A 26,497-nucleotide genomic window follows, 5' to 3' on the forward strand; every position below is an offset into this window, starting at 1 on the left:
TCAGTCGTAGCGACACGACGACGGCCCTCCGGGAGCAACCCGGAGGGCCGTTTCGTCTTTCCGGAGGGGTCAGTCCTCGGCGAGGGCCGAGACCAGGGCCGCCAGGTCGTCGTCGTCCAGCGCGAGGAGATCCTCGGCGGAGGGCCCGGCGGCGGTCTCCGGGCCGGCCGGCACCGCCTTCTCGGCGATCCGCTCGACCGTGTGCAGGGTCAGCACGTCGCTCACGCTGATCTGCCAGCCGGCGCTGCGCGACCGGGTGACCACCTGGATCGCCCGGATGCTGTCGCCGCCCAGGTCGAAGAACGAGTCGGAGGCGCCGACCCGGGTGACCGACAGCGCCTCGGCGAAGGCGGTGGCCAGCGCCCGCTCGGCGGCGCCGGACGCCTCCCGGCCCAGGTTCACGGTGACCTCGGGGTCGGGCAGGGCCTTGCGGTCCACCTTCCCGTTGGCGTTGAGCGGCAGCGCGGGCAGGACCATGACGACGGCGGGGATCATGAAGTCCGGCATGGTGTCGCGCAGGCCCTCGCGGACCGCGGCCGGCTCCGGGGTGTGTCCCTCGGCGCCCACCACATAGGCCACCAGCCGCTTCACGCCCGGGGCGGTCTCCTGGGCGGTGGCGTAGGCCTGCGAGATCTCCGGCAGCCGGGTGAGCGCCGCCTCGACCTCGCCCAGCTCGATCCGGAAGCCACGGATCTTCACCTGCTGGTCGCCACGGCCCACGTACTCGATGACGCCGTCCGCACGCCAGCGGACGATGTCGCCGGTGCGGTACAGCCGCGAGCCGGGCGGGCCGAACGGCGAGGCCACGAACCGCTCGGCGGTGACGGCCGGCCGGTTCAGATAGCCGCGGGCGTTCGCCCATCCGGCCAGGTAGAGCTCGCCGGAGACACCGGCCGGCACCGGGCGCAGATCCGGGCCGAGCACGTACACCTGCGTGGCGTCCAGCGGCGCTCCGATCGGCGGCACCCCGTCGACCTCGTCCACCGGCATGAGCGTGGCGAACGTGGTGGTCTCGGTCGGCCCGTACGCGTTGACCAGCTTCGTGCCGGGGCAGGCCGCCCGAACCGCCCGCATCGCCTCACCGGACGCCGCCTCGCCGCCGGTGAGCACCGTGCGCAGCCCGGCGAACGCCGCCGCCCGGGTGCCGGCGATCAGGTTGAACAGCGAGGTGGTGAGGAAGGCCGCGGTCACGCCGTGCGCCTGGACCAGGCGGGCCACCTCGTCGGTGGTGAGCTGCCCGGGCGGAGCCACCACGATCCGGCCGCCGGCGAGCAGGGGGACCCAGATCTCGTACGTCGACGCGTCGAAGGCGTGCGAGGAGTGCATCAGGACCCGCTCGTGGTCACCGTCGCGCCACCGCCCGTGCGAGGCGAAGGCCAGCACGTTGCCGTGGGTGATGGCGACGCCCTTGGGCCGCCCGGTGGATCCCGAGGTGTACATGATGTAGGCCAGCCGGTCCGGGTCACCGGGCCGCGACGGGGTGACGGCCGGGGCCGGCGCGTCCAGGTCGGCGGCCGACACGGAGAGCACCTCGACCGGGAGCCCGGCGGGCGCGTCGGTGAGCAGCAGGCGGACCCCGGCGTCGGCCAGCATCGCCTCCTGCCGGGCGGGCGGATCGGTGGGCCGCAGCGGGAGGTAGGCCCCGCCGGCCTTGATGATGGCCAGCGTGGTCAGCACGACCAGCGCCGAGCGCTCGGCCAGGATGCCCACCGGCTCCTCGGCCCGGATCCCCCGGTTCACCAGCCGGGTGGCGAGCGCGTCGGCGGCGGCGTCCAGCCGCGCGTACGTGATCTCCCGGGTCCCGTCGACGACGGCGACCGCCTCCGGGGTGAGCGCCGCCTGCCGGGCGAAGGCGGTGGCCAGGTCGCCCCGCGGAGCGGCGGCCGGCGACCCGTTCCACTCGATCAGCATCCGCCGCCGCTCGTCCGCGGTGGTCAGCTCGAACAGGCCCACGGCGGCGTCCGGCAGGGCCGTCACGGCCAGCAGAAACCGCTGGTAGAGGCCCTGGACCGTGGCGAGGTCGTCGCGCGACCAGCGGTCCGGGTTGCCGTCCACGTCGAGCCGCCAGCCGCTGCCGTCACCCCGGTCGTAGAAGCCGAGCGACAGGTCGTCGACCGGCCCGAGGGAGAGGTTGTGGGTGACGGTGGGAATCCCGGCGAGCGTCACCTGGTAGTCGAACGCCATCACGTTGACGACCGTGCCCCAGCCGGTGCCGGCGGTGCGCTCCGGCTGCCAGTCCTCGAAGCGGCACCGCTGGTGGCGCAGCGCCTGCCGCAACTCGCCGGAGACCCGGGGCACGAGCTCGCGCAGGGTGTCGCCCGGGTTCACCTCGACGCGCAGCGGCACGACGTTGGAGGACAGGTTCGGGGTGGCCCGCAGCAGCTTGCTGGTCCGGCCGGTGACCGGCACGCCGAGGACCACGTCGGTACGCCCGGTGCAGCGGTGCAGGAAGGCCGCGGTGGCGGCGATCAGCAGGACCGGCCAGCGGGTCCGCAGCTCGCGGGCCACCTCGGCGATGGCGCCGGTCTGCCCCGGAGTGACGTGGCCGGAACGGCGCAGGTGCACGACGCCCGGGTCGGGTGCGGCCGGACCGCGGGTGGCCCAGTGGTCGCTGAGCTTGACCGGGCTGGCCGAGCCCGCGTGCTCGCGCCAGAACCGCAGGTCCTCCTGGAAGTCGGAGCCCTCGCGGTACTCGATGTCGGCGGCCAGCGTCTCGGCCAGCGGCCCGGCGACCGGCGGCGCGCCGTCGACCGGCTCCCCGGTCACGATCTCGGTGTAGTAGACGCCGATCTTGCGGAACAGCAGCGAGGCCGCGTAGCCGTCGCAGGCGATGTGGTGCCCGCGGGCGTAGTACAGGAAGCGCCGGTCGGCGACCCGCAGCAGCGCGAAGGTGAACAGGCCCCCGGCCTCCAGGTCGATCCGCTGGTCCATGTCCGCCTGGATGAACCGCCGGGCGGCGGCCTCCGGGTCCGGTGCGGCGCGCAGGTCGACGCGGCTGATCCCGGCACGCGCGTCGTTGATGATCAGGCGGAGTTCGCCCTGGTCGTCGCGGCGGACCGCGATCGCCTTGAAGGTGGGCGCCTCCTCCAGGACGCGGGACCAGGCCTGCTCGAAGGCGTCCTGGTCCAGCTCGCCGTCCACCTCGGTTAACTCGGCGATGTTGTAGGCGTGCCCGGTCGGGTCGAGTTCGTGCCCGAGCCAGATGCCCATCTGCCCGGCTGACAAAGGTAGCTGCATAGGTCTCTCATCTCACGACAGTGGAGCCCTGGATACGGGGGAATCGCAGGGCTCCACTGTGTCGATGAGGCCTATATTTCTGGTGTCACCCGACCTCGCGCATCATCTTCTCCATCGCCGAGGTGGCCTCCCGCACCTGGAGGAGCTCGGCGACGGTCCGCCGCTGCAACTCGGCATTTTCCTCCAGCAGCCGGGCGCACTTCTCGGCAAGCTCCTGGTACTGCTTCTCGCGGGCCGCGGCCAGGCGCGCCCGCCAGGTGGCGGCGACCTGCCACACGATCACGATGAGCACCGCGAAGATCCCGGCGGCAGCCAGCACGCCCACCCAGTCGTCGCTCGTGGAACCCAACGCACTCACCATCGCCTTCACTTCTCGTCGCCATCGCCGCGCCGGTCGTCACTCAGCGTCTTCACCGCCTCCGCCACCGACTCCGGTGTCAGATGCAGCGCGAACGGTGTGACCTCGAAGAACTTCATCGCCTTGCCATCCGCGGACAGCTCGAGGCTCCCCTCGATGAGGCCCGCGGCCTCCAGCCGGGCGAGGTGCATGTGCAGGAGCGGCCGGCTCATGCCCAGGCGCCCCGCCAACCGGCTGACATAGTCACGCTCGACGGAGAGCAGCCCCACGATCCTGAGACGGTGCTGATTGCTCAGCGCCGTCAGCATTTTCAGCAGGTCATCCCCTGTGACATCCATCCGCGTGAACCTCATTTCCGGCGCATGCAGAGCCTTTCACACGCGCGGAGAGGTGTCAATGAGACATGACAGGTGTCAGAGAATTCTGTCACGTGATCAGTAGCCTCCCCACTGCGCCACGACCGTATCCCGCTCCGCCGCGCTGAGCAGGTCGATCTCGCGCACCGGCCGGTCCAGGCCGTCGGCCAGGGTCTCCAGCGCCAGCATCACCCGGTCCAGGTGGGCCTCGGTCTCGGCGAGCGTGACGAGGTCGGGCCGGTAGCCGAGACGTACGGTGAGGCCGTCGTCCGGGCCCGGCACCGCGACCAGCCGCAGCGGATAGTGCGTGGCGTCGTCCAGGCCGAGCCCGGTGACCCGGATGCCGGCGCCGTCCTCCTCGGCCAGCGACTCCACATCGAAGGGGTAGTTGACCAGCATCGTCGTGGTGTCGAAGAGCTGGGTGCAGCCGGTCAGCCGGTGGATCCGGCCCAGCCCGAGGTGCTGGTGGTCGAGCAGTTCGGTCTGCTCGTCCTGGAACGCGGTCAGCGCCTGCCCGACGGTCCGGCCGGAGTCGAGCCGCACCCGCACCGGCACGGTGTTCACGAACAGGCCGATCACCCGGTCCGCGCCGGGCAGGTCGGCCGGGCGGCCGGAGACGGTGGTGCCGAACACCACGTCCTCCCGGCCGGTGATCCGGGCCAGCACCAGGCCCCAGGCGAACTCGACCGCGGTGTTGAGCGTGACGCCCAGCGGGTGGACCGAGTCGAGCAGCCGGCGGACGACCGTGCCGGGCAGCTCCCGCATGGTCTGCCGCTGAGCGGTGACCGCCGCGCCCGGGGTCTCCGGGGCGACCAGCAGCGGGCCGGGCAGTCCGTGCAGGTTCCCGGCCCAGGCCCGTTCGGCCGCGCCGGCATCCCGGGTGGACAGCCACTCGGCGTGCGCGCGGTGGGCCGGCGCGACGGTGTCCGCGTACGCCTCCGGGTCGCTCCACAACCGGCGCAGCTCGTCCACCAGGATCGGCATCGACCAGCCGTCGAGCGCGATGTGATGGCCGGTGACCGCCAGCCGCCACGCGTCCGGGCCGAGCCGCATCAGGGCCAGCCGCAGCAGCGGCGGCCGCTCCAGGTCGAAGCCGCCCCGCTCGGCGGCGGCCAACCGGTCGGCCGCCGCCTCCCGCTCCTCGGCGGGCAGCACGCCGAGGTCGGTCTCCCGCCACGGCAGCACCCCGACGGGCCGGACGACCTGCACCGCGGCGCCGCTCTCGAGCTGGTGGAAGCCGGTACGCAGGGCCGAGTGCCGGTCGATCAGCGCCTGACCGGCCGCCCGGATCCGGGCCGGGTCCACGTTCCCGGAGAGGTCGAGCCGCACCTGCGTGGTGTAGACGTCGGTGCCGCCGTCGCGCGCCTCCGCGGCGTGGAACAGGAAACCCTCCTGGAGCGGGCTCAGCGCGAGGGCGTCGGCGAGATCCGGTACGCGGGCCTCCAGCGCCGTGACCTCCGCCTGGGACAACCCGGCCAGCGGCAGGTCGGAGGGGGTACGCCCGCCCGGAACCGCCGGATCGGCCAGTGCGGCCAGGCCGGTCAGCTCGTCGCGCCACCGCTCGGCGGGCACCCGGTACCCGGCCGCGGTGATCCACCGGGCGTGCAGGGTGGTCCCCCGCTCCCCCGGGCGCGCCTGGACGTGCACCTCGGTGCGGTAGCCCAGCGGCATGCCCGGGTCGGTGCCGGAGGGCAGTGCCTCCGTGGTGACCAGCGGCCACGCGCCGGGGATCGCCCCGCCGACGGCGCCGAGGTAGTTGAACAGCACCGCCGCCGGAACGGTGGCGGCGCCGGACCGCACCTGCTCCTTCACCCGCATCAGGGCGGCCCGCCGGTCGGCGCCCGCACCCTCCGCGAGGACCGGGCGCACGCTGGTCAGCCAGCCGACCGTACGGGACAGGTCGGCGTCCGTGTCGCGGCCGTGCCCCTCCACGTCGATCGGCCCGCCGGGTCCGGGCAGGGCCCGGGACAGCGCGGTGATCAGCAGGTCGTCGAGCCGGGCGTGGAACTTCTCCGCCACCCGTTCGAGCCGCTCGACCACGTCCGCCGGCACGGTGATCTCGTCGTGCCGGGCGTCGCCGGCCACACCGTAGGTGGTGCTCCGCACGTCGCCGGCCGCCTGGCCGACGGCCCAGGTGCGGTAGGAGACCGGCACCGGGTCCAGGGTGGGTGACCCACCCCTGGTGCGGGCGGCGGCCGCGGCGGCCAGGTCGGGCAGCAGCACCTGCCAGGAGACGGCGTCGACGACCAGGTGATGCGCGCAGAGCACGAGACGGTCGGCGCTCACCCGTACGCCCAGAAGGTTTTGACCTTGACCGGGATCGAGACGGCGGGCGGCGAACTCGGCCGCGTCGTGTGCCGACGTCTCCCCCGGCGCGGGCAGCAGGATCTCCACGTCGTCACCGGCGGGCGGCGGGATCTCGAAGCCGTCGTTCCCGGGCAGCAGACGGGCCCGCAGCACCGGGTGGTGACGCACGACGTCGCGCAGCGCGGCGGCGAGCGTGGCGTCGTCCAGCCCGGCCGGTGTCTCGACCACGACGGCCTGGTGGAAGCCGCGGAACTCACCGCCCCGGGCGACCAGCGACGACCCGAGCGGCGGCAGGGGCGCGCGGCCGATCGCGGCGTCCGCGCTCTCCACGGTGACCGCGTCGGCGGGCCGGGCGGCCGCGGCCAACGCGGCCGCCGTGCGCAGCCGGAACACGTCCTTGGCGGTGACGATCCAGCCGGCCTGCCGGGCCAGCGACACCACCCGCATCGCGAGGATGCTGTCGCCGCCCAGGTCGAAGAAGCTGTCCGAGACACCGGCCCGCTCCTGGCCCAGCACCGCGGCGAAGGCGTCGGCGAACACCGTCTCGGCCGCCGACCGCGGCTCGTCACCCCCGGTACGGCCGACGACGGGCGTCTCCGGGGCGGGCAGCGCGTTGCGGTCCACCTTGCCGTTCGGGGTGACCGGGAACGCGTCCAGCAGCACCAGCGAGGTCGGGACCATGTGCGCGGGCAGCGTTCCGGCCACCGACTCCAGCAGGCCGGCCGGATCCGGGGCGGTTCCCGGCTCGGGAATCACGTAGGCCACCAGCCGCTGCACGCCGGGACGGTCCTCGCGGACCAGCACCAGCGACTGCGAGACGTCCGGGCAGGCGGCGAACGCGGCCTCGATCTCGCCCGGCTCGATCCGCTGCCCGTGCAGTTTGACCTGGTGGTCACTGCGGCCCAGGTATTCCAGGGCGCCGTCGGGACGCCAGCGGACCAGGTCGCCGGTGCGGTACATGCGCTCGCCGGGAAGGCCGTACGGGCAGGCCACGAACCGTTCCGCGGTGAGCCCGGCCCGGCCCAGATAGCCGTGCGCCAGGCCCACCCCGGCCAGGTACAGCTCGCCGACCACACCGGGCGGGACCGGGCGCAGGCGGCGGTCCAGGGCGTACACCTGGATGTTGGTGATCGGCGAGCCGATCGGCACGGTCACCGCGCCCGGCTCGGGGCGGCACTCCCAGGCGGTCACGTCGACCGACGCCTCGGTGGGGCCGTACAGGTTGTGCAGCTCCACCCCGGGCAGCAGCTCGGCGAACCGGCGCTCCAGGTCCACCGGCAGGGCCTCGCCGCTACAGATCACCCGGCGCAGCCCGGTGCAGCCGGCGGCGGCCGGCTCCCGGAGGAACTCGCCGAGCATCGACGGCACGAAGTGCACCGTGGTGATCAGCTCGTCGCGGATCAGCGCGGCCAGGTAGGCCGGGTCGCGGTGCCCCTCCGGACGGGCGATGACCAGGGTCGCGCCGACCAGGCAGGGCCAGAAGAACTCCCACACCGACACGTCGAAACCGGCCGGCGTCTTCTGCGCGACCGGCTCGCCGGGGCGCAGGCCGTACCGCTCCTGCATCCACACGAGACGGTTGACGATGCCGCGGTGCGGGACGGCCACACCCTTCGGGCGGCCGGTCGATCCGGAGGTGAAGATGACGTACGCGGTGTCGTCCGGGCCGGCGGGCCGCCGCTCGGCCGCGGTGAGCCGGTGGGCGGGAACCCCGGTCAGGTCGACCGTGGTGTCCTCGGTCAGGACACAGACCGGGTCGCCGTCCTCGATCATCCGGGCGATCCGGGCGGGCGGGTAGTCGGGGTCGATCGGCAGGTAGGCGGCGCCCGTCTTGAGCACCGCGTACAGCGCCACGACCAGGTCGAACGAGCGGGGCAGGGCCACACCGACCAGGCGGCCGGTCGCGGCGCCCTCGGCGATCAGCCGCCGGGCCAGGCGATTCGCCCGCTCATCCAGTTCACGGTACGTGAGAGCCGCGCCCTCGAAACGCAGGGCGACGGCATCCGGGGTCCGGTCCGCCTGCTCCTCGAACCGGGAGATCAGCGTGCCGCCGGGCACCTCCGCCGCGGTGTCGTTCCACCGGTACAGGACGTCGGCGCGCTCCCCGGCACTGAGCGGGTCCAGGTCGTCGACGGCGACGTCCGGGTTCTCGGCGACCGCGGTCAGCAGCCGGGCGAGCCGGTCCAGCAGGGCCGCCGCCTCGTCCGCCGGAACCACGTCCGGGCGGTGGCCGAGACGCATCTCCAGCCCGTCGCCCGCGGTGACCGCCAGGCGCAGCGGGTAGTGGGTGCTGTCCTCGATCCGGTATCCGGTGACGCGTACGCCGGCCGCGGTCAGCGGCGCGGTGACCGCCTCGTGGTCGAGCGGGAAGTTCTGGAACACCGTCGTCGTGTCGAACAGCGCCGGGTGCCCGGCGGCCCGCTGAATGGCCGCGAGCGGGGTGTGGTGGTGCTCGATCAGCTCCGCCTGGGTGGTCTGGAGCCGGGCCAGGCAGCTCGCGGCGGTCTCCCCCGCCTCCGGGCGCAGGCGGACCGGCACCGTGTTCAGCAGCAGGCCGACGATCCGGTCACTGCCGGGCAGCAGCGGTGGGCGGCCGGAGACGGTGGTGCCGAACACCACGTCACCCGAGTCCAGCACCCGGGACAGCAGCACGCCCCAGCCGAACTGGATCACGGTGCTCAGGGTCCAGCCGTGCCGGCGGCCCTGCTCGGCGAGACGGTCGGCGATCTCCGCGGGCAGCACGGCACGCACCTCGTGCTGCATGATCGCGGGCAGCTCGGCGGCCTGCGGCGCGTACAGCGTGGGCGTCCCGAGGCCGGCGAGCGCCCCGGTCCACGCCTGCTCGGCGGGCTCGGTGGGCCGGGCGCGCAGCCAGGCCAGGAAGTCGCGGAACTGGGGCGCCGGCGGCAGCGTCGCGTCCCGCCCGGCGTAGAGGGTGAACAGCTCGCCCAGCGCCACCGGCACCGACCAGCCGTCCCACAGCAGGTGGTGCACGGTGAGGACCAGCCGGTGGCGGCCGGGGGCGAGACGGAGCAGGGCGAACCGCAGCAGCGGCGGCCGGTGCGGGGAGAACCCGGCCGCCCGCTCGGCTCCTGCGATCCGGGCGGCCTCGTCCTCGCGGGACGCGGTGGGCGTACCGGTCAGGTCGTGCTCGCTCCAGGCCGCCGGCACCTCGCGGTGGATGAGCTGCACCGGCCGTTTGAGCCCACGATGGTGGAAGGCCGCGCGCAGCGCGCCGTGCCGGGCGATCAGCCGGTCGGCGGCCGACCGCAGGCGAGCGGGGTCGAGGTCGCCGTCGAGGTCGAGCCGCAGCTGGGTGGCGTAGACGTCGATCCCCGCCCCGTCGTCCTGCTCCTGGACCGCGTGCAGCAGAAGGCCCTCCTGGAGCGGGGTGAGCGGCAGCGCCGACTCGATGCCCTCGGGCAGCTTGGCCGCGCTCATGCCGCCACCTCCGCTTCGCTCCGGTGCCGGCATGCGAGGGATGCTGAGCTCGATGATTCGCTCGCAAGCTCGCTCATTGGCGAGGCTCCCCGCGGGCGCAGGTCGGTCCAGTTGCGCTCGACGTAGCGGACGCACTCGTCGCGCGCGGACTCGGCGAGCGCGACGCTCCAGCCGGCCGGCACGGTGACCGTGGCCGGCCACAGCGAGTGCTGGTCGTGCTCGTTGGTGAGCACCAGGAACCGGGCCTCGCTGTCGTCGAACGGGTTCGCGCTCATGCCGTCACCTCCGCGGCGAGCTTCTCGGTGATCAGCCGCGCCAGCGCGCCCGGCGCGGTCTCGGTGTAGAAGTGGCCGCCCTGGACGGCGCGGACCTCGCACCCGGCGACCGTGTGCCGGGCCCACTCGGTGGCGTGGTCGACCGTGAAGGACGCGTCGATGTCCCCGGCGATGGCGGTGATCGGGCAGGTCAGCGGGGCGCCGGGGGCGTACCGGTAGTCGGCGATCAGCCGGAAGTCACCGCGCAGGATCGGCATGGCCAGCTCCCGCAGCTCGGCGTCGGCGAGCAACTGGGCGCCCGCACCGCCGAGCGAGTCGACATAGCGCAGCACCGACGCGTCGTCCGGGAAGGTCAGCGCCCTGCTGTTGTCGTGGTGCGGGGCCCGGCGGGCGGAGGCGAACAGGCGCCGCAGCGCGTTCGGCCGCCGGGAGCGCAGGCGGCGGGCCGTCTCGAAGGCGACCGTGGCGCCCATGCTGTGACCGAAGAAGGCGGCCGGGCGGTCGAGGCGCTCCAGCATGGCGCCGGTGATCTCGTCGACCAGCTCGGCGAGGGTACGGGGCATCGGCTCGCCGTACCGGTCCTGCCGGCCCGGGTACTGCACCGCGACCAGCTCGATGTCGGGCGGGAGCAGCGTGGCCAGCTGATGGAACGAGCTGGCGGCGCCACCCGCGTGCGGGAAACAGAAGAGGGTCAACCGTGCGGCGGGCCGAGGCGCTATCACCCGGAAGCAGTCACGCGCCGCTACGTGCTTGGCAACAGTCATGGCGTGCAGACTCTCTGCTCGTGGCCGGAACGGCCGGGTCCCGGACGGCGACGACCGTCCGGGACCCCACTGTGCCGCGTCTATCTATATTTATTGTGTTTCGCCCGGTCAGCTGGAGACGGTGACGTTGCCGCCGCCGGACTTCGCCTTGATCTTGTTCGACGAGCCCGGGACCTCCTGCACCGACACCTCGCGGTTGCCGCCGTCGGTCTTGGCGTCCACCTCGTACGGCCCGGCCGGCACCTTGATCGTGACGTTGCCACCCGCGCTCGTCGCGTCGACCAGGGTCGCCGCCGTGGAGTACTCCAGCTTGACGTCACCGCCCGACGTGTCGACCGTGGCGTTCGCGCCGAGACCGTGGCCGGTGATGTCGCCACCCGCGGTCTTGATCTGCACGACCGTGCCCTTGGGTAGCTCGATCTTGTAGTTGACGTGGCAGCTGTCGCCGCCGCAGCCCTTGTCGACCAGCTTGAGCGTGTCGCCGTCGACGCTGTGCGAGGTCTCCGGCTTGGTGTCCGAGTAGTTCAGGTCCTCGGTGACCTTCACCGCGGAGGTGTCCGAGGCGGTGAGGGTGACGTTGCCGCCGCGGGCGTCCAGCGAGATGGTGCTCACCTTGTCGCTGATGTCGTACGTGTTCCCGGCGCTCTGGTCGGATCCGCTCGCGTTCGGGTCGCACCCGGCCGCCAGCAGCGCGCACATCGCGATCGCCAGCGTGCTCACGCCTGCCTTGGTCATCTTCATCGGGTTCCTTCCTCCGTGGCGCCCACCTGGCTGAGGACCTTGACGTCCTCGCCGGGCTCGATCGTGTTCTCTGTGGTCGGCTCGGGCTCGACGACCGGGGCGGGCCGGCCGCGCAGGGCCCAGGCCCGGTCTCCGAGCAGCGACAGCGACGCGGGGAGCAGCACGCCCCGGACGATCGTCGCGTCGATCAGGATGGCGACCGCCATGCCGACGCCGAGCATCTTGTACTCGATGCCGGAGAGCGTCGCGAAGATCGCGAAGACCGCGATCATGACGACCGCCGCGCTGGTCACCACGCCGGCGCTGCTGCCGACGCCGTGGATGACCGCGTCCTTGGCGGACTCGCCGCGGGCCCAGCGCTCCCGGACCCGGCTCAGGATGAAGACGTGGTAGTCCATGCTCAGTCCGAAGAGGATCACGAACATGAACAGCGGCAGCCAGTTGACGACTCCGCCGAAGGAGGAGAAGCCGAGCAGCCCGGCGAGGTTGCCGTTCTGGAAGCCGAGGACCACGATGCCGATCGCCGCGCCGATCGCGAGCAGGTTGAGCACCATCGACACCGCGGCGACCAGCGGCGCCCGGAACGCGATGACCAGCACGATGAACGACAGGACCAGGACGAAGCCGATCACCCAGATGGTCCGCGTCTCCAGCACCGTGGCGAAGTCGTGCAGGCCGGCGGTGCGGCCGCCCACCGCGTACTCCAGGCCGGAGGTGTTCGCGAACGCCTGCGGCAGCACGTCCTCGCGCAGGGTGCGCAGCGCCTCGACCGAGGTGTCGTCGGTGCCGCCGCCGGCGAGCGGGACCTTGATGCTCAGCACGTCCCCGACCGGGTTGGCCGAGATCTGGTCGCCGAGCAGGTCGCTCGCGGCCGCCTGCCGGCGCAGCTCCTCGACGGCCTGGTCGGCCGCGCCGGTGGTGGCGCCGGCGCCCCAGACCACGACCTGCGCCGGGTCGGCGCCGCCGGGGAACGCCTGCTGGAGCCGGACACCGGCGTCGACCGCCGGGATGCTGCGCGGCAGCGAGTCGAGCTGACCGGGCTCGCTGAGCTTCATGCCGAAGGCCGGGAGGGCGAGCGCCACCAGCGCGATCAGGGCGATGCCGCCGAAGACGACCGGGTGGCGGGTCACGCCGCCGGCGATCGCCGACCAGCCGCGGGAGGTGGTCGCCGTGGTCCGGGAACGGCCGAGGAACGGCAGCCGGAGCGCGTCGACCCGACGGCCGAGCAGGCTGAGCATCGCCGGCAGCACGGTGACCGAACCGAGCACCGCCAGGCTCACCACGATGATCGTGCCGATGGCCATGCCGTTGAACGTGTCGATCTGGGCCAGGAAGAGGCCGGCCAGCGACAGCACCACGGTGATGCCGGAGACGACCACGGCGTGCCCCGAGGTCCGGGCGCTGATCTTGAGCGCTTCGGCCGCGTCCCTACCGGCGGCCCGTTCCTCCCGCTCACGGCGCAGGTAGAACAGCGAGTAGTCGACGCCGACCGCCATGCCGATCAGCAGCACCACCGACGACACCGTGCTGTTGGCCGGGATGACCGTGCCGACCAGGCCGAGGACGCCGAGGCCGGCGAGCACCGCGGTGGCGGCGAGGAACAGCGGGACGGCGGCGGCGATCAGCGCGCCGAAGACGACCACCAGGATGATCAGGGTGACCGGCAGGGACAGCAGCTCGGCCTGGGCCAGGTCCTCGTCGGCGGCCTTGTCGACCGCGGAGGTCAGTGAGATGTCACCGGCCATCGCGACGCGGGCGTCCGGGTGCGCGGCCTGGACCGCCTCGACCTCGGTCCTGATCTTCGCGAAGTGCTTGTCCGCCTCCGCCCCGGGGCCCGGGATCGTGAAGCTGACCAGGCCGGACTTCCCGTCCTCGGAGACCAGGACGGCGCGCGTCCGCTCGTTGTCGAGCGGCGTCACGATCTCGGTGGTGGCACCGGGCAGCGCCCTGATCCGGTCGCTCAGGTCCTTGGCGGTGCTCTCCAGCTCGGCGCTGCCGAGGAACGGCTTGTCCCGGCCCGGCGCCTCGATGAGCACGTTCTCGGTGTACGACGAGGTGACCTTCTGCTCGCGGATCATGCTCTGCGCACGACCGGCCTCACCGGCGTCGGTGGTCTTGGCGCCCGATCCCGCCGCGTCGCCGAGCAGCACCGCCACGGCGACCAGGAGGATCCAGCCCACGATGACCTTCTTGGGATGGCGGGCGGACCAGCCCACCATCCGCTCCAACAGGGGACCCTTCGCCGTCGTCGACGACGCCTTCCGTGACATGACTGTCCTTCCTGGATCAGCTGAGAGGGGGGAGGGGTTTCACTTCAGCTCGCGCATCATCTGCTCCATCGAGACCACCGACTCACGTACGCCGGTGAGCTCGCCGGCCACCCGCTGCCGCAGCTCGTCGTGCTCGAGGACCAGCTCGGCATACCGCTGGCTGAGCTCGCGGTAGTGGTCGTCGTCCCGCTGGGCGACGATGCGGGCCCGCCAGGTGGCGGCGACCTGAGTGATGATCAGGACCAGGACCAGGACGATTCCCACCACTGCCAGCACGCTGGTGAGGTCGTTGCCGTAGCTCATCGCGCCACCTCCGCTGCGCTCCGGTGTCGCAATGAGTTCAGGACTGAGCTGGATGATTCGCTCGCAAGCTCGCTCATGTGGCCATCCCCTTCTCGCGGCCTGCTGACGTGATCTGAACCCCGGCCCGGCTTGCCTCGAAGTGATCCTAAGTGGATTTTTCGGGCGGACCGGCCTCGTTCGGGGTGATCAAACGGGTTCCAGGGGGACCCCTATCAGCAGGGCACTTCATGTGTAAGAAAAAACTTACAGGAGGGTCGGGCACCTGTCAAAGAAAACTGACACGTGTTTGTCTCACTCGACGGGTGGGCGGCGGATCGACGGCACACAGAGCGCCAGGAGGGCCAGCACAGCCATGCCGGCGGCCGCGATCAGGGCGGCCCGGGACGTTCCGGCGGCGCTCAGCAGGACCCCGCCGAGCAGCGCGCCGACCGAGTTCAGACCCGATCCGATCAGCGCGAACACACTCGTCACCCGGCCCTGCATGACGTCCGGGGTGACCCGGATCTGGTAGGTCGCGGCGGCCACGTTGAGCAGCGCGCCCAGCGCCGCCATGCCGCCCATCAGCGCACCCAGCCCGGCCGGGAGGGTGGTGACGGCGACCAGGGCGATCAGGACGGCCCACAGCCCCAGGACGCCGATCAGGATTCCCTGGACCGGCACCCGCCGCATCACCCGGGCGGCGCCCAGCGCGCCGAGCAGCCCGCCCAGGCCGCCGAGCAGACCGAGCAGACCGACCATGTACGGCGGATGCCCGCCCTCGCGGATGATCAGCACCAGGGTCAGGTTGATCACCTGGAACGCCAGGTTGCTGCCGCCGACCAGCAGGATCGCCGACCGCATGAACCGGTGCCGCCACACCCAGGCGAACCCCTCGGCGATCTCGGTGGTCAGCATCCGCCGTGGCTTGACCCGCTCGTCCTGGAGGTCCCGGCGCACGGTCAGCAGCGTCAGGAAGGCGACCAGGTGGGTGACGGTGGCGAAGGCGAACGGCAGCCACCGGAACACCGAGTACAGGGCGGTTCCGGCCGGCTGCCCGATCAGGCCGGTGGACTGGCCGCGGGCCTCGTTCTGGGACAGGGCGGCGCCCAGGTGCGTGGGGTGCACGACGTGGCGTACCGAGGCGCGCTCGGCCAGCCGGTAGACGATCACGGCGGCGCCGTCCAGGAAGGCGACCAGCATGACGTGCGGCAGCCACACCTCGCCGAACAGCAGCGCCACCACCAGGCTCGCCATGCCGGAGAACCCGACGGCGTCACAGATCAGCATGGCCCGGCGGCGGTTCCACCGGTCGACGAGCGCGCCGGCCGGCAGCACGAACAGCAGTTGCGGCAGCAGAGTCGCGAACGCCACCAGCGCGGCGTCCGCCGGCGTGCCGCCACCCCACAGGATCATCAGGGGGTACGCGGCGACCGCCACCCGGGTCCCTAGCAGCGAGGCGCCGGCGCCCACCCAGAGCATCCGGAAGTCCCGGTTACGGCGCAGTGGCGGCACCGGGGCCGGCGCCTCGGCGCCCGGTGTGATGTGCGAGGTCGAGGTCATCAGCAAGCTCCGGAAAAGGGAATGGCCGGCCGGCTCGATGGGCGAGCCGGCCGGCCGTGGACGGTGGACTATCGGGAGCGCAGCCGGGCGGCGACGGTCTTGACGACCTGCTCACCGGCGTCGCCGTTGGTCATCACGCAGAGCCCGTCACCGGACCTGAGCGCGATCACCGACAGCCCGTGGTAGCCGGTCGGCGTGCCGCCGTGACCGAACTCGGTCCCGGCGCTGGGGTCGACGACCGTGCCGAGCCCGTACAGGCTGTCCTCGTAGGGGGTGATCATCAGGGCCGCGGTGTCCCGCCGGAGCAGGGCCTGCGGGCGGCCCAGGGCGGACCGTCGCAGCTCGATCGCCACCCGGGCCAGGTCGGCCGGCGTGGACCAGAGACCGGCGGCGGCGGCGTCCGGGCGGACCCGCCAGCCGCCCTCGATCGGCTCCCCGTCGCGGTCGTGGCCGTGGGCGACCGGGCCGGCCGACCGGGCCGGGTGGTCCTGGTCGAAGCCGCTGTCCACCATGCTCAGCGGGTCCAGCACCAGCCGGCGCATGAGCCCGTCGAACGGCTCCCCGGTGACGTCGCCCAGGATCTGCTGCACCACCACGTAGTGGACGTTGGCCTTGCGGAAGCCGGCGCCGGCCGCCTCGATCCGGGTGACCCCGTCGAGCAGTTCGGTGAGCGAGGGCGCCGGACCGCCCGGGAGGAAGCCGCCGCCGGGGGTGGACGACAGGCCGGAGCGGTGCGCCAGCAGCTGCCGCAGCGTGACCGGACCGTCCCCGGCGGGGACCTGCCAGCCGGTCAGGTAACGGTTCACGTCCTCGTCGAGGTCGAGCCGGCCCTCGTCGACCAGCCGCAGCACGGCCAGCGCGGTGAGGTGCTTGCTCAGCGAGCCGGCCTGGAACGGCGTCCGCCCGGTGACCGGGACACCCGCCGCGGCCTGCCCGAACGTCTCCACCTCGACCAGTTCGCCGCCGGCGATGACGGCCACGCTCAGGCCCGGCACGTGGTGCCGTTCCATGGCGTCGCGCCACTCCTGACGGGACACCAGGCCGGGCGCGGCCACCTGCGGCGCGGCCTTGGCGGCGGCCTCGGTCGCGATCTGCTCGTCGACCGCCTCGGCCAGCGCGGCCAGGGTCCGGTGCTGGTACATCATGAACAGCGACAGCGGGAGCCCCCGGCGCTGGGCGGTCGCGACCGCCTTGATCACCAGGATGGAGTGGCCGCCGAGCGCGAGGAAGCCGTCGCCACGGCCGACCCGCTCGACGCCGAGCAGCTCGGTGAAGACCTCGGCGAGGCCGCGCTCGGTCTCGGTGACCGGCGGCTCGAAGTCGTCCATCGACAGCGTGTGCTCGGGCAGCGCGCGCCGGTCCAGCTTGCCGTTGGCGTTCAGCGGCATGACGTCCAGCTCGACGAACGCGGCCGGGACCATGTAGTCGGGCAGCCGCTCGTCGCAGAACGCCCGCAGACCGGTGGCGGAGCCGACCACGTACGCGGTCAGCCGGTCGTCGACCAGCAGCACCCGGGCCTCGGTGACCGCGGGGTGCTCGTTGAGCACCGCCTCGATCTCGCCGATCTCCACCCGGTAGCCACGGATCTTGATCTGGTCGTCGGAACGGCCCAGGTACTCGACCACCCCGTCACCCCGCCAGCGGACCACGTCGCCCGAGCGGTAGAGCCGGGAGCCGGCCGGACCGTACGGGTCGGGCACGAACCGGGACGCGGTCAGCGTGGGACGGTCCAGGTAGCCCCGGGCCACGCCCTCGCCGCCGACGAACAGCTCGCCCACCGCCCCGACCGGGACCCGGTTGAGGCGCTCGTCGAGGACCCGCATCACCATGCCGGGCAGCGGGGCGCCGATCGGCACCACGCCGGAGCCCGGGTCGGCCGGCACCCGGTGGATGCAGGTGCCGACACTCGCCTCGGTCGGGCCGTACTCGTTCACGATCCGGCCGGACGGGGAGTAGCGACCGGCCAGGGCTCCGGGCAGCGCCTCGCCGGCGACCACCATGACGCCGGCCAGGCCGGTGACCCGCTCGGGAGTGAGCTGGTGCGACAGCACCTCCAGATGACCGGGGGTGAGCTTGAGGAACGCGAACGGGCCGGCGGCCTCCAGGCGCGTGCCCAGCTCGGACAGGTCCAGGTCCGGCGGGAGCATCTCGACCGGCTGACCGGCCAGCAGCGGCGCCCACACGTTCGGGACGACCAGGTCGAACGCGACCGAGGAGAAGACCGCGCCACCGGTGCCCCCGCCGATCAGGGAGCCGGCCACCGCGAGGTCCCGGACCGCCCAGCCGACGTGGTTCGCGAGGCCGCGGTGGGAGACCGCGACGCCCTTCGGCTTTCCGGTCGAACCGGAGGTGTAGATGACGTAGGCCAGCTCGTCGGGGTCGACGTCGACCGGCTCGAACGCGGCCGGCTCCAGGCCCTCGACCCGGACCACCGGACCGTCGGCAAACCGATCGGAATCGGTCACCAGAGCGGCCGCGCCGTCCAGCATCGACTCCACGCGAGCCGCCGGGAAGCCCGGGTCGACCGGCACGTAGGCGGCGCCGGCGAACCAGGCGCCGAGCATCGCGGCGTGCAGCCACGGACCCCGGTCCACCAGCACACCGACCCGATCGCCGCGGGACACGCCCGCCGCCCGGAGCCGCCCGGCGACCGCGCCGGCCCGGCCCAGCAACTCGGCGAACGACAGCTCGAAGCCGTCACCACGGACCGCGACCGCGCGCGGGGTACGGGCGGCCTGCCCGGCGAAGGAGAGCGGCACCGGACGGTCGGTCACCGCGCCCTCGGCCGCCGACTCCCAACCGGCGACCGTCTCGGCCTCACCGACCGGCAGGAACACCCGGGTGGCGTCACCCTCCGGGTCAGCGGCCATCGCCTCCAGCACCGAGCGGTACATCGAGGCGAGCCGGGAAGCGTGCTCGCGGGACAGCAGCTGGAGGTTGCAGCGCAGGTGCAGCAGTCCCGGGCCAGTCGAGATGGACAGCCCGAACTCGTTGCTGCTGTGGCCGAGGCTGTCGCCGACCGCCACCTCACCGTCCAGGCTGGAGCCCAGCCCGGTGAAGTCGTGGTAGCTGAAGTAGGCCTCGATCATCCGGCCGCCGTCGCCGTGGCTGCGCTCGATCTGCGGCATCGGGAAGTGCCGGTGCTCCCACACCTCCCGCTCCCGGGCGAAGGTGGCCGCCACCAGGTCCCGCCAGGTGCGCGCACCCCGGTCGTGGCGCAGCGGCAGCACGTTGAGGAACATGCCGTGCACCCGGTCGGCGTCCGCGGACTCCGGCCGTACGTGGTGGGTGAGCCCGGACAGGAACGACGACTCCGGGGTGAGCCCGCCGAGCACGTTGAGGTGTGCGGCCAGCAGCGTGCTCTTCATCGGGGCGCCGGCCCGCGCGGCCACCGTGCGCAGTCCGTCCTCCAGGTCGGCGAACGGGATGTCCACGACGATCGTGCCGCCCGGCTCGCCGTCCGCGACACCCCAGCCGGCCGGGAGCGAGAACCGCGGGCAGTTCTCCACCTGCGAGCGCCAGAACTCCTGCTCCGGCTCGGAGGCCAGCGCGGCCAGCTCGGCGGCGACCGTGTCGGCGAACCGCAGCGCCGGCGGCGCCCATTCGACCGGACGGCCCTCGATCAGGTTGTGGTACGCCTCGAACAGCTCGACGAACAGCGTCCGCCGGCTCCAGCCGTCCAGCACCACGTGCGAGTTGATGGCGGTGAGCTGCCAGCTGCCGTCCGCGCACAGGTGCACGGCGAGTTTCAGCAGTGGCGGCCCGGCCGGGTCGAGCGGGTGCCGGCCGGCGTCGGCGACGAACAGCTCGATCTCCGCGGCGGTCTCGGCCTCGTCGAGTCCGCTCAGGTCCGCGACCGGGACGATCACCGGCACCTCGGTGTGCACGAGCTGCATCGGTGTCGAGTAGCCGTCCAGGCTGACGGTGCTGCGCAGCACGTCGTGGCGCGGCGCGAGCAGGGCCGCGGCGGCCCGGAACCGCTCCGCGTCGAACGGGCGGCCGTCGCGGATCCGGACGCTGGTGACCACGTGGTACGGCGGGTGCTCCCCGCCGACCAGCATCTCGACCTGCATGCCGGTCTGCGCCTGGAGCAGCGGGTACGCGTCGTCCAGACCGTCCGGCAGCAGCGCCCGGTCGTCCTCGCTGATCAGGCTGAACGGCCGCACCGGGTCGGCCGGCGCGGCGGCTCCGGCACGCTGGGCCAGCAGCGCGGACAGCTCGCCCAGGACCGGGTGCCGCATCAGGTCCTTGACCTCGACGTCGTACCCGTGGTCGCGCAGCGTGCCGATGAGCACCACGGCCCGGATCGAGTCGCCGCCGATGTCGAAGAAGCTGTCGGTGACGCCGGCCCGGTCGATGCCGAGCACCGACTGCCACATCTGCGAGACCGAGGCCTCCAGCGGGGTGCGCGGGGCGACGTACTCGCCGCCGCTGCGCCACTGGCTCGCCTCCGGCGCGGGCAGGGCCCGCCTGTCCAGCTTGCCGTTGGTGGTCAGCGGGATCGCGGCGATCGGGACCAGCGCGGCCGGGACCATGTACTCGGGCAGGGTGCGGGAGATGGTCTCCCGGATCGCCCGCGGGTCCGGGGTCTGCCCCTCGGCCGGCACCACGTAGCCGACGAGCCGGCCGTCCGCGCCGAGCACGGTGACCGCCTCGCGGACGCCGTCGCAGCCGCTGATCGCCGCGCTGATCTCGCCGAGCTCGATCCGGAAGCCGCGGATCTTCACCTGGTCGTCGGCCCGCCCGAAGAACTCGAAGGCGCCGTCCGGGCGCTGCTGGGCGAGGTCGCCGCTGCGGTACATGCGGCTGCCGGCCGGGCCGTAGGGGTCCGGCACGAACCGCTGCGCGGTCAGCGACGGGCGGCCCAGGTAGCCGCGGGCCACGCCGGGCCCGGACACGTAGATCTCGCCGGTGACACCCGGCGGAACCGGGTTGCCGCCCTCGTCCAGCAGGTGCATCTCCAGGTCGGAGAGGGGCCGGCCGATCGGATTTCCCGCGCCGGGCGCGAGGTCGCGCTTGGTGAGCCGGTGGTACGTGGTGTGCACGGTGGTCTCGGTGATCCCGTACATGTTGACCAGCGCCACCCGGCCCAGTCCGACCCGGTCCACCCACGGCTTGAGCTCGGCCACCTCCAGCTTCTCGCCGGCGAAGACGACCGCGCGCAGGCTGAGCAGCTTGATCCGCCGGTCACCGCCGGCCGCCGCGGTGACCACCGACCGGAACGCGGTCGGCGTCTGCGACAGGACGGTGACCTGCTGGTCGACCAGGAGGTTCAGGAAGTCCTCCGGCGAGCGGGACACGTCCCGCGGCACGACCACCAGGCGGCCGCCGAACGCCAGGGCGCCCCACATCTCGAAGACCGACACGTCGAAGGCGTACGAATGGGCCATCGACCACACGTCCGCGTCGTCGAAGGAGTAGTGCTCCTGCGCGGTGTCGAGCAGCCGGGTCACGTTGCGGTGGGTCAGCACCACGCCCTTGGGCTTCCCGGTCGAACCGGACGTGTAGATCGTGTAGATCACGTTCTCCGGGGTGGACACCCGCGGCGGGTTGTCGATCCGGCCCTCGGTGGGCGGCAGGATGAGCTTCCCGTCGAACACGTCGGCCAGGCCGGGCGCCAGGGCGGCCGAGGTGACCACGATGTCCGCGCCCGCGTCCTCCAGCACGTAGCCGAGGCGCTCGACCGGGTTGGCCGGGTCCAGCGGCAGGTAACCGGCCCCGGACTTGAGCACGCCCAGCAGGGTCGGCACCAGGTCCAGGCCGCGTTCCAGGTGCACGCCGACCAGGTCCTCCGGGCCCACCCCGGCGTCGCGCAGCAGCCACGCGAGACGGTTGGCCCGGGCGTTGACCTCGGCGTACGTGAGCTCGTCATCGCCCGCCACGACCGCGACAGCATCGGGGTCCGCGGCCACCCGGGCCTCGAACAGCTCGTGTGCGAGCGGGTCGTGTGCGAGCGGGTCGCCATCGTGAAGCACTGTCGCCTCCTCGTCGAGTCCGGCGGCGATCCCGGTCAGAACCGACCGGTACTGCGCCGCGAGTTGGTCCGCGTACCGCGGGGCGAGCAGCACGCCGTCGGTGGCGATGCCGATCCGGCGGTCGCCGAACGCGTGCACCGACAGACCGAAGTCGTTGGCCCGCTGGTTGACCGCCAAGCCCTGGTCGACGATCTCGCCGTCGACCTGGTGGAAGTCGATGTAGTTGAAGAGCACGTCGATCAGCCGGCCGTCGACGGCCGCGTCCCGCTGGATGCGGGACAGCGGGTACTGCCGGTGCGACCAGACCTCGGTCTCCTGCTCCAGGACCCGGGTGAGCAGCTCACGCCAGGTCCGGGCGCCGGCCCGGTGCGGGAACGGCAGCGTGTTGAGGTGCATGCCGAGCACCCGCTCCGCGCCGACCGCCTCGGGCCGGCCGTGGAACACCACACCGGTGTGGAAGGCCGGCGCGCCGGCCACCCGGCTGAGCACCTCCAGGTGGGCGGCGAGCAGCAGGGTCTTGAACGGGACACCAGCCTCGGCCGCACGGGCCCGCAGATCGGTTGCCAGGTCGTCGATCGGGACGCTCACCCCGTACGCCTCCGGCCTGTCGCCCGGAGTGACCGCCCACGCGGCCGGAACGTCGAACCGTGCGTGCCCCTCGACCACCCGCTTCCAGAACGCGGCGTCCTCCGGATCACGCAGCGACGCCAGCTCTCCGGCGATGACGTCCGCGTAGCGGACGGCAGGCGGCTCGTAGGCGGCGGGCGCGCCGGTGTCGCGGATCTCCCGGTACGCGTTCGCCAGCTCCATCTCGAAGGTGGCGCTGCTCCAACCGTCGGTGATCACGTGCGAGCAGGTGATCAGCAGCCACCAGGTGGTGTCGTTCTCCACCAGCGCGGCCAGCCGCATCAGCGGCGCGGACCGGAAGTCCATCGGGTTCGCCCGCTCGGCCGCCACCTCGGCGGTGAGCAGCCGCTCGTCGGCGCCGCGGGCGTCCACCACCCGCACCGGCACCTCGGCTGTCCCGTGCACGATCTGCATCGGCACCGAGTAGCCGGTCAGGTGCACCGACGTCCGCAGGTTCTCGTGCCGGGCGGTGATCACCTCGACGGCGCGGCGGAACGCGGCCTCGTCGAACGGCCGGCCGTCGGTGATCCGCCGGGCGGCCACGTTGTGGTAGGTCCGGCGCTCACCGCTGGCGAAGTACTCGGCCACCATGCCGAGCTGGACCTCGCCCAGCGGGTAGGCGTCGACGGTTCCGGCCGGGAGCAGTGCCCGGTCGGCGGCGCTGATCAGCGCGTACCGCTCGGTGACCGCCGGCGCCGCGACGCCCGCGCCCCGGCCGGCCAGGACGGCGGCCAGGTCGGCGACCGTGCGCTGGGCGAAGACGTCCCGCACGGTCAGGTCGAAGCCGTGGCCGCGGAGCGCGCCGACCACCGCGACGGCCCGGATAGAGTCGCCGCCCCGCTCGAAGAAGCGGTCGTTGCGGCCGATCGGGGCGGCGCCCAGCGCCCGCTGGAACGCCTCGGCGACGGCCGTCTCGACGGCGGTCATCGGGGTGTCGTCGACGGTCTCCGGCCCGGCGGCCGGCGGCTCGGGCAGCGCCCGGCGGTCGACCTTGCCGTTGGCGTTCAGCGGCATGACGTCCAGCTCGACGAACGCGGCCGGGACCATGCACTCCGGGAGGCGCTGCTCGCAGAACGCGGCAACCCCTTCGGAAGACCCGACTTCCGAAGACCCGACGACGTACGCGATGAGCCGTCCCCCCACGAGCAGGACACGAGCCTCGGTGATCGCGGGGTGCTCGTTGAGCACCGTCTCGATCTCGCCGATCTCCACCCGGTAGCCACGGATCTTGACCTGGTCGTCGGAACGGCCCAGGTACTCGATCACACCGTCGCCACGCCAGCGGACCACGTCACCCGAGCGGTAGAGGCGGGAGCCGGCCGGGCCGTACGGGTCGGGCACGAACTTCTGCGCGGTCAGGCCGGGACGGTCCACATAGCCCTGGGCCACGCCGGTGCCGCCGACGCACAGCTCACCCAGAGCGCCGACCGGCACCTGGTTGAGGCGCTCGTCGAGGACCCGCATCACCATGCCGGGCAGCGGGGCGCCGATCGGCACCACACCCGTACCGGGGTCGGCGGGCACCGGGAAGATGCAGGTGCCGACGCTCGCCTCGGTGGGGCCGTACTCGTTGACGACCCGGCCGGACGGCGAGTAGCGGCCCGCCAGCGTGCCGGGCAGCGCCTCACCGGCCACCACGATCACGCCGGCCAGGTCGGTGACCTGCTCCGGGGTGAGCTGGTGGGAGAGCACCTCCAGGTGGCCGGGGGTGAGCTTGAGGAAGGCGAACGGGCCGGCCGAGTGCAGGCGTGCGCCCAGCTCGGACAGGTCCAGGTCCGGCGGGAGCATCTCGACCGGCTGACCGGCCAGCAGCGGCGCCCACACGTTCGGGACGACCAGGTCGAACGCGACCGAGGAGAAGACGGCTCCGCCCGTACCCCCGCCGGTCTTCGAACCCGCGACGGCCAGATCGCGCACCGCCCAGCCGACGTGGTTCGCGAGGCCGCGGTGGGAGACCGCGACGCCCTTCGGCTTTCCGGTCGAACCGGAGGTGTAGATGACGTAGGCCAGCTCGTCGGGGTCGACGTCGACCGGCTCGAACACGGCCGGCTCCAGGCCCTCGACCCGGACCACCGGGCCGTCGAACGCGGTGTCCGCGTCGGTGACCAGGGCGGCCGCGCCGTCCAGCATCGCCGTGATCCGGGCCGCCGGGAACGCCGGGTCGACCGGCACGTAGGCGGCGCCGGCGAACCAGGCGCCGAGCATCGCGGCGTGCAGCCACGGACCCCGGTCCACCAGCACACCGACCCGGTCACCGCGGGACACCCCCGCCGCCCGGAGCCGCCCGGCGACCGCGCCGGCCCGGCCCAGCAGCTCGGCGAACGTCACCTCGAAGCCGTCGCCGCGGACGGCGAGCGCCCGCGGGGTACGGGCGGCCTGCCCGGCGAAGGAGAGCGGCACCGGACGGTCGGTGACCGTGTCCTCGGTGGCCGGTTCCCAGGCGGCGATCCGGGCGGTGTCGTCGGCGGGCAGGAACACCCGGGTGGCGTCGCCCTCCGGGTCGGCGGCCATCGCCTCCAGCACCTGGCGGTACATCGAGGCGAGGCGGTCGGCGTGCTCGCGGGAGAGCACCGACGTACGGGTCTTGAGGGTGAGACCGCCGTTGGAGGTGGTGACGGTCAGCCCGAACTCGTTGGTGCCGGTGCCGAAGCCCGCCGCCAGGTCGATCCGCTCGCCGTCCAGGTTGTGGAAGTCCTGGTAGTTGAAGATGACGTCGACGAGCCGCCCGGTGCCGCCGGCCAGCCGGGAGACCCCGGCCATCGGGAAGCGGCGGTGCGGCCACATGGCCACCTCGGCGTCGAACACCGCGCGGACCAGCCGCCGCCAGGTGGCGGCCGACCGGTCGTACGGGAAGGGAAGGGTGTTGAGGAACATGCCGTGCACCCGGTCCGCGCCGAGCACCTCCAGCCGGGTGTCGCAGACCAGCCCGGCGTGGAAGGCCGGCTCGTTGGTGAGCTGGCTGAGCACCTTGAGGTGGGCGGCGAGCAGCACGCTCTTCACCGACGTCCGGGAGCTCATGGCGAGCCCGCGCAGCGGCCCCTCCAGGTCCATGGCCGGAACCGTGATCTGGTACGCCTCGTCCGGCCCGGTCGCGTCGCCCCAGGCGGGCAGGCGGAACGGCATCCGGTCGTCGACGACGCCCTGCCAGAACTCCCGGTGCGCCGGGGATTCCAGCGCGGCCAGCTCGGCGGCGACCGTGTCGGCGAACCGGACCCCGAGGGTGTCCGGCCGCGCTGGGGTGGCGCCGTCGCGCAGCGCCCGGTAGCAGTCGACGAGCTCCATCAGCATCTCGTGCTGACTCCAGCCCTCGGTGATCATGTGGGACCGGGACAGCGCCAGCCACCAGCCGTCGTCCGCGACCAGGGCGCCGATCCGCAGCTGCGGGACGGCGGCCGGGTCGATCGGCCGGGACTGCTCGCCGGTGACGTAGTCGTCCAGCGCGGCGTCGCGCGCCGCGTCGTCCAGGCCGCGCAGGTCGACCACGCCGACCGGCGGTTCGGCCCGCTCGTGCACCAGCTGGAGCGGGATCGAGTAGGTGGACAGGTCGAACGACGTCCGCAGCGCCTCGTGCCGGGCGCAGACTGCCCGGACCGCGGCCCGCAGCGCGTCCACATCGAACGGCGCGTCGTCGATCACCCTGTAGCCGCCGGTGCTGTGGTAGTGCGCCACCTCGCCGGCCTCCAGCTCGAACAGCATGCCGGCCTGCGCCTGGAGCATCGGGTAGGCGTCCGCCACCCCGTCCGGCACGAGCCGCCGGTCCGCGTCACTGATCAGCGCGAACGGCGCGGTGGCCCGGTGCGGCTCGGCCGGAGCCGTCCGGCTGCCGATCAGCTCGGCGAGCGCGGCGACGGTACGCCGTTCGAACACGTCGGTGACCGAGATGTCGTGGCCGGCCGCCCGGACCGCGCCGACCAGGCTGACCGCCCGGATCGAGTCGCCGCCCAGGTCGAAGAACGAGTCCTCGACCCCGGCCTGCGGCAGGTCCAGCACCTGCGCCCAGACCAGCGCGAGCTGCTGCTCCAGCGGGGTGCGCGGGGCGACCCCGGTGGCGGCCGGGAGCTGACCGCCGTCCGGGGCGGGCAGGGCCCGCTTGTCCAGCTTGCCGTTGGTGGTCAGCGGGATCGCGTCGATCTCGACCAGGGCGGCCGGAACCATGTAGTCGGGCAGCGTGCGGGCGATCGTCTCGCGGATCGCCCGGGTGTCCAGCCGGCCGGCGGACGGAACCAGGTAGCCGACCAGGCGACCGTCGGCCAGGACGGTGACCGCCTCACGGACACCCGCACAGGCCGAGAGGGCGGCGGAGA

Annotated in this window: 11 protein-coding genes; all 11 read right to left on the reverse strand. The window is 73.1% G+C overall.

What is annotated here, in order from left to right; translation table 11 throughout:
* Positions 1-69 precede the first annotated feature (69 nt).
* Positions 70-3,237, reverse strand: a complete 3,168-nt coding sequence (locus IEZ13_RS04790) for a non-ribosomal peptide synthetase (protein WP_183216988.1) — start codon at positions 3,235-3,237, stop codon at positions 70-72.
* Positions 3,238-3,322: 85 nt separating this feature from the next.
* Complete coding sequence (locus IEZ13_RS04795) at positions 3,323-3,595, reverse strand: hypothetical protein (RefSeq protein WP_229794459.1); 273 nt, start codon at positions 3,593-3,595, stop codon at positions 3,323-3,325.
* 8 nt (positions 3,596-3,603) lie between these two features.
* Positions 3,604-3,933, reverse strand: coding sequence for an ArsR/SmtB family transcription factor (locus IEZ13_RS04800; protein WP_183216992.1), 330 nt, complete (start codon positions 3,931-3,933; stop codon positions 3,604-3,606).
* A 96-nt stretch (positions 3,934-4,029) separates the two neighbouring features.
* A complete protein-coding gene (locus tag IEZ13_RS04805) occupies positions 4,030-9,699 on the reverse strand; it encodes a non-ribosomal peptide synthetase (protein WP_183216994.1) in 5,670 nt (1,889 codons plus the stop codon).
* Positions 9,696-9,974 (reverse strand): MbtH family protein, encoded by a 279-nt coding sequence (locus IEZ13_RS04810; RefSeq protein ID WP_183216996.1) that lies wholly within the window; start codon positions 9,972-9,974, stop codon positions 9,696-9,698. Before IEZ13_RS04810 ends, IEZ13_RS04805 begins: the two co-directional genes overlap by 4 nt.
* Entirely contained in the window at positions 9,971-10,738 is a 768-nt protein-coding gene (locus IEZ13_RS04815; protein WP_183216998.1) for a thioesterase II family protein, read from the reverse strand. Before IEZ13_RS04815 ends, IEZ13_RS04810 begins: the two co-directional genes overlap by 4 nt.
* A gap of 108 nt (positions 10,739-10,846) precedes the next feature.
* Complete coding sequence (locus IEZ13_RS04820) at positions 10,847-11,473, reverse strand: DUF4097 family beta strand repeat-containing protein (protein ID WP_229794440.1); 627 nt, start codon at positions 11,471-11,473, stop codon at positions 10,847-10,849.
* 2 nt (positions 11,474-11,475) lie between these two features.
* The gene (locus tag IEZ13_RS04825; RefSeq protein ID WP_183217003.1) at positions 11,476-13,749 is read right to left on the reverse strand and encodes an MMPL family transporter; all 2,274 of its coding nucleotides are present in this window, start codon (positions 13,747-13,749) and stop codon (positions 11,476-11,478) included.
* 39 nt (positions 13,750-13,788) lie between these two features.
* A complete protein-coding gene (locus IEZ13_RS04830) occupies positions 13,789-14,052 on the reverse strand; it encodes a hypothetical protein (protein ID WP_183217005.1) in 264 nt (87 codons plus the stop codon).
* Positions 14,053-14,343: 291 nt separating this feature from the next.
* The gene (locus IEZ13_RS04835; protein ID WP_183217007.1) at positions 14,344-15,591 is read right to left on the reverse strand and encodes an MFS transporter; all 1,248 of its coding nucleotides are present in this window, start codon (positions 15,589-15,591) and stop codon (positions 14,344-14,346) included.
* 68 nt (positions 15,592-15,659) lie between these two features.
* A partial coding sequence (locus tag IEZ13_RS04840; protein WP_189285727.1) for a non-ribosomal peptide synthetase occupies positions 15,660-26,497 on the reverse strand: 10,838 nt, incomplete at its 5' end.

The sequence above is a fragment of the Actinoplanes campanulatus genome (assembly GCF_014647795.1).
Taxonomy (GTDB): Bacteria; Actinomycetota; Actinomycetes; order Mycobacteriales; family Micromonosporaceae; genus Actinoplanes; species Actinoplanes campanulatus.

Excerpts from the sequence above, each read along its gene's own strand:
- IEZ13_RS04800 (WP_183216992.1), bottom strand. The coding sequence starts at position 3,933 with ATGGATGTCACAGGGGATGACCTGCTGAAAATGCTGACGGCGCTGAGC.
- IEZ13_RS04830 (WP_183217005.1), bottom strand. The coding sequence starts at position 14,052 with ATGAGCTACGGCAACGACCTCACCAGCGTGCTGGCAGTGGTGGGAATC.
- IEZ13_RS04810 (WP_183216996.1), bottom strand. The coding sequence starts at position 9,974 with ATGAGCGCGAACCCGTTCGACGACAGCGAGGCCCGGTTCCTGGTGCTC.
- IEZ13_RS04835 (WP_183217007.1), bottom strand. The coding sequence starts at position 15,591 with ATGACCTCGACCTCGCACATCACACCGGGCGCCGAGGCGCCGGCCCCG.
- IEZ13_RS04790 (WP_183216988.1), bottom strand. The coding sequence starts at position 3,237 with ATGCAGCTACCTTTGTCAGCCGGGCAGATGGGCATCTGGCTCGGGCAC.
- IEZ13_RS04805 (WP_183216994.1), bottom strand. The coding sequence starts at position 9,699 with ATGAGCGCGGCCAAGCTGCCCGAGGGCATCGAGTCGGCGCTGCCGCTC.
- IEZ13_RS04820 (WP_229794440.1), bottom strand. The coding sequence starts at position 11,473 with ATGACCAAGGCAGGCGTGAGCACGCTGGCGATCGCGATGTGCGCGCTG.
- IEZ13_RS04825 (WP_183217003.1), bottom strand. The coding sequence starts at position 13,749 with ATGTCACGGAAGGCGTCGTCGACGACGGCGAAGGGTCCCCTGTTGGAG.
- IEZ13_RS04815 (WP_183216998.1), bottom strand. The coding sequence starts at position 10,738 with ATGACTGTTGCCAAGCACGTAGCGGCGCGTGACTGCTTCCGGGTGATA.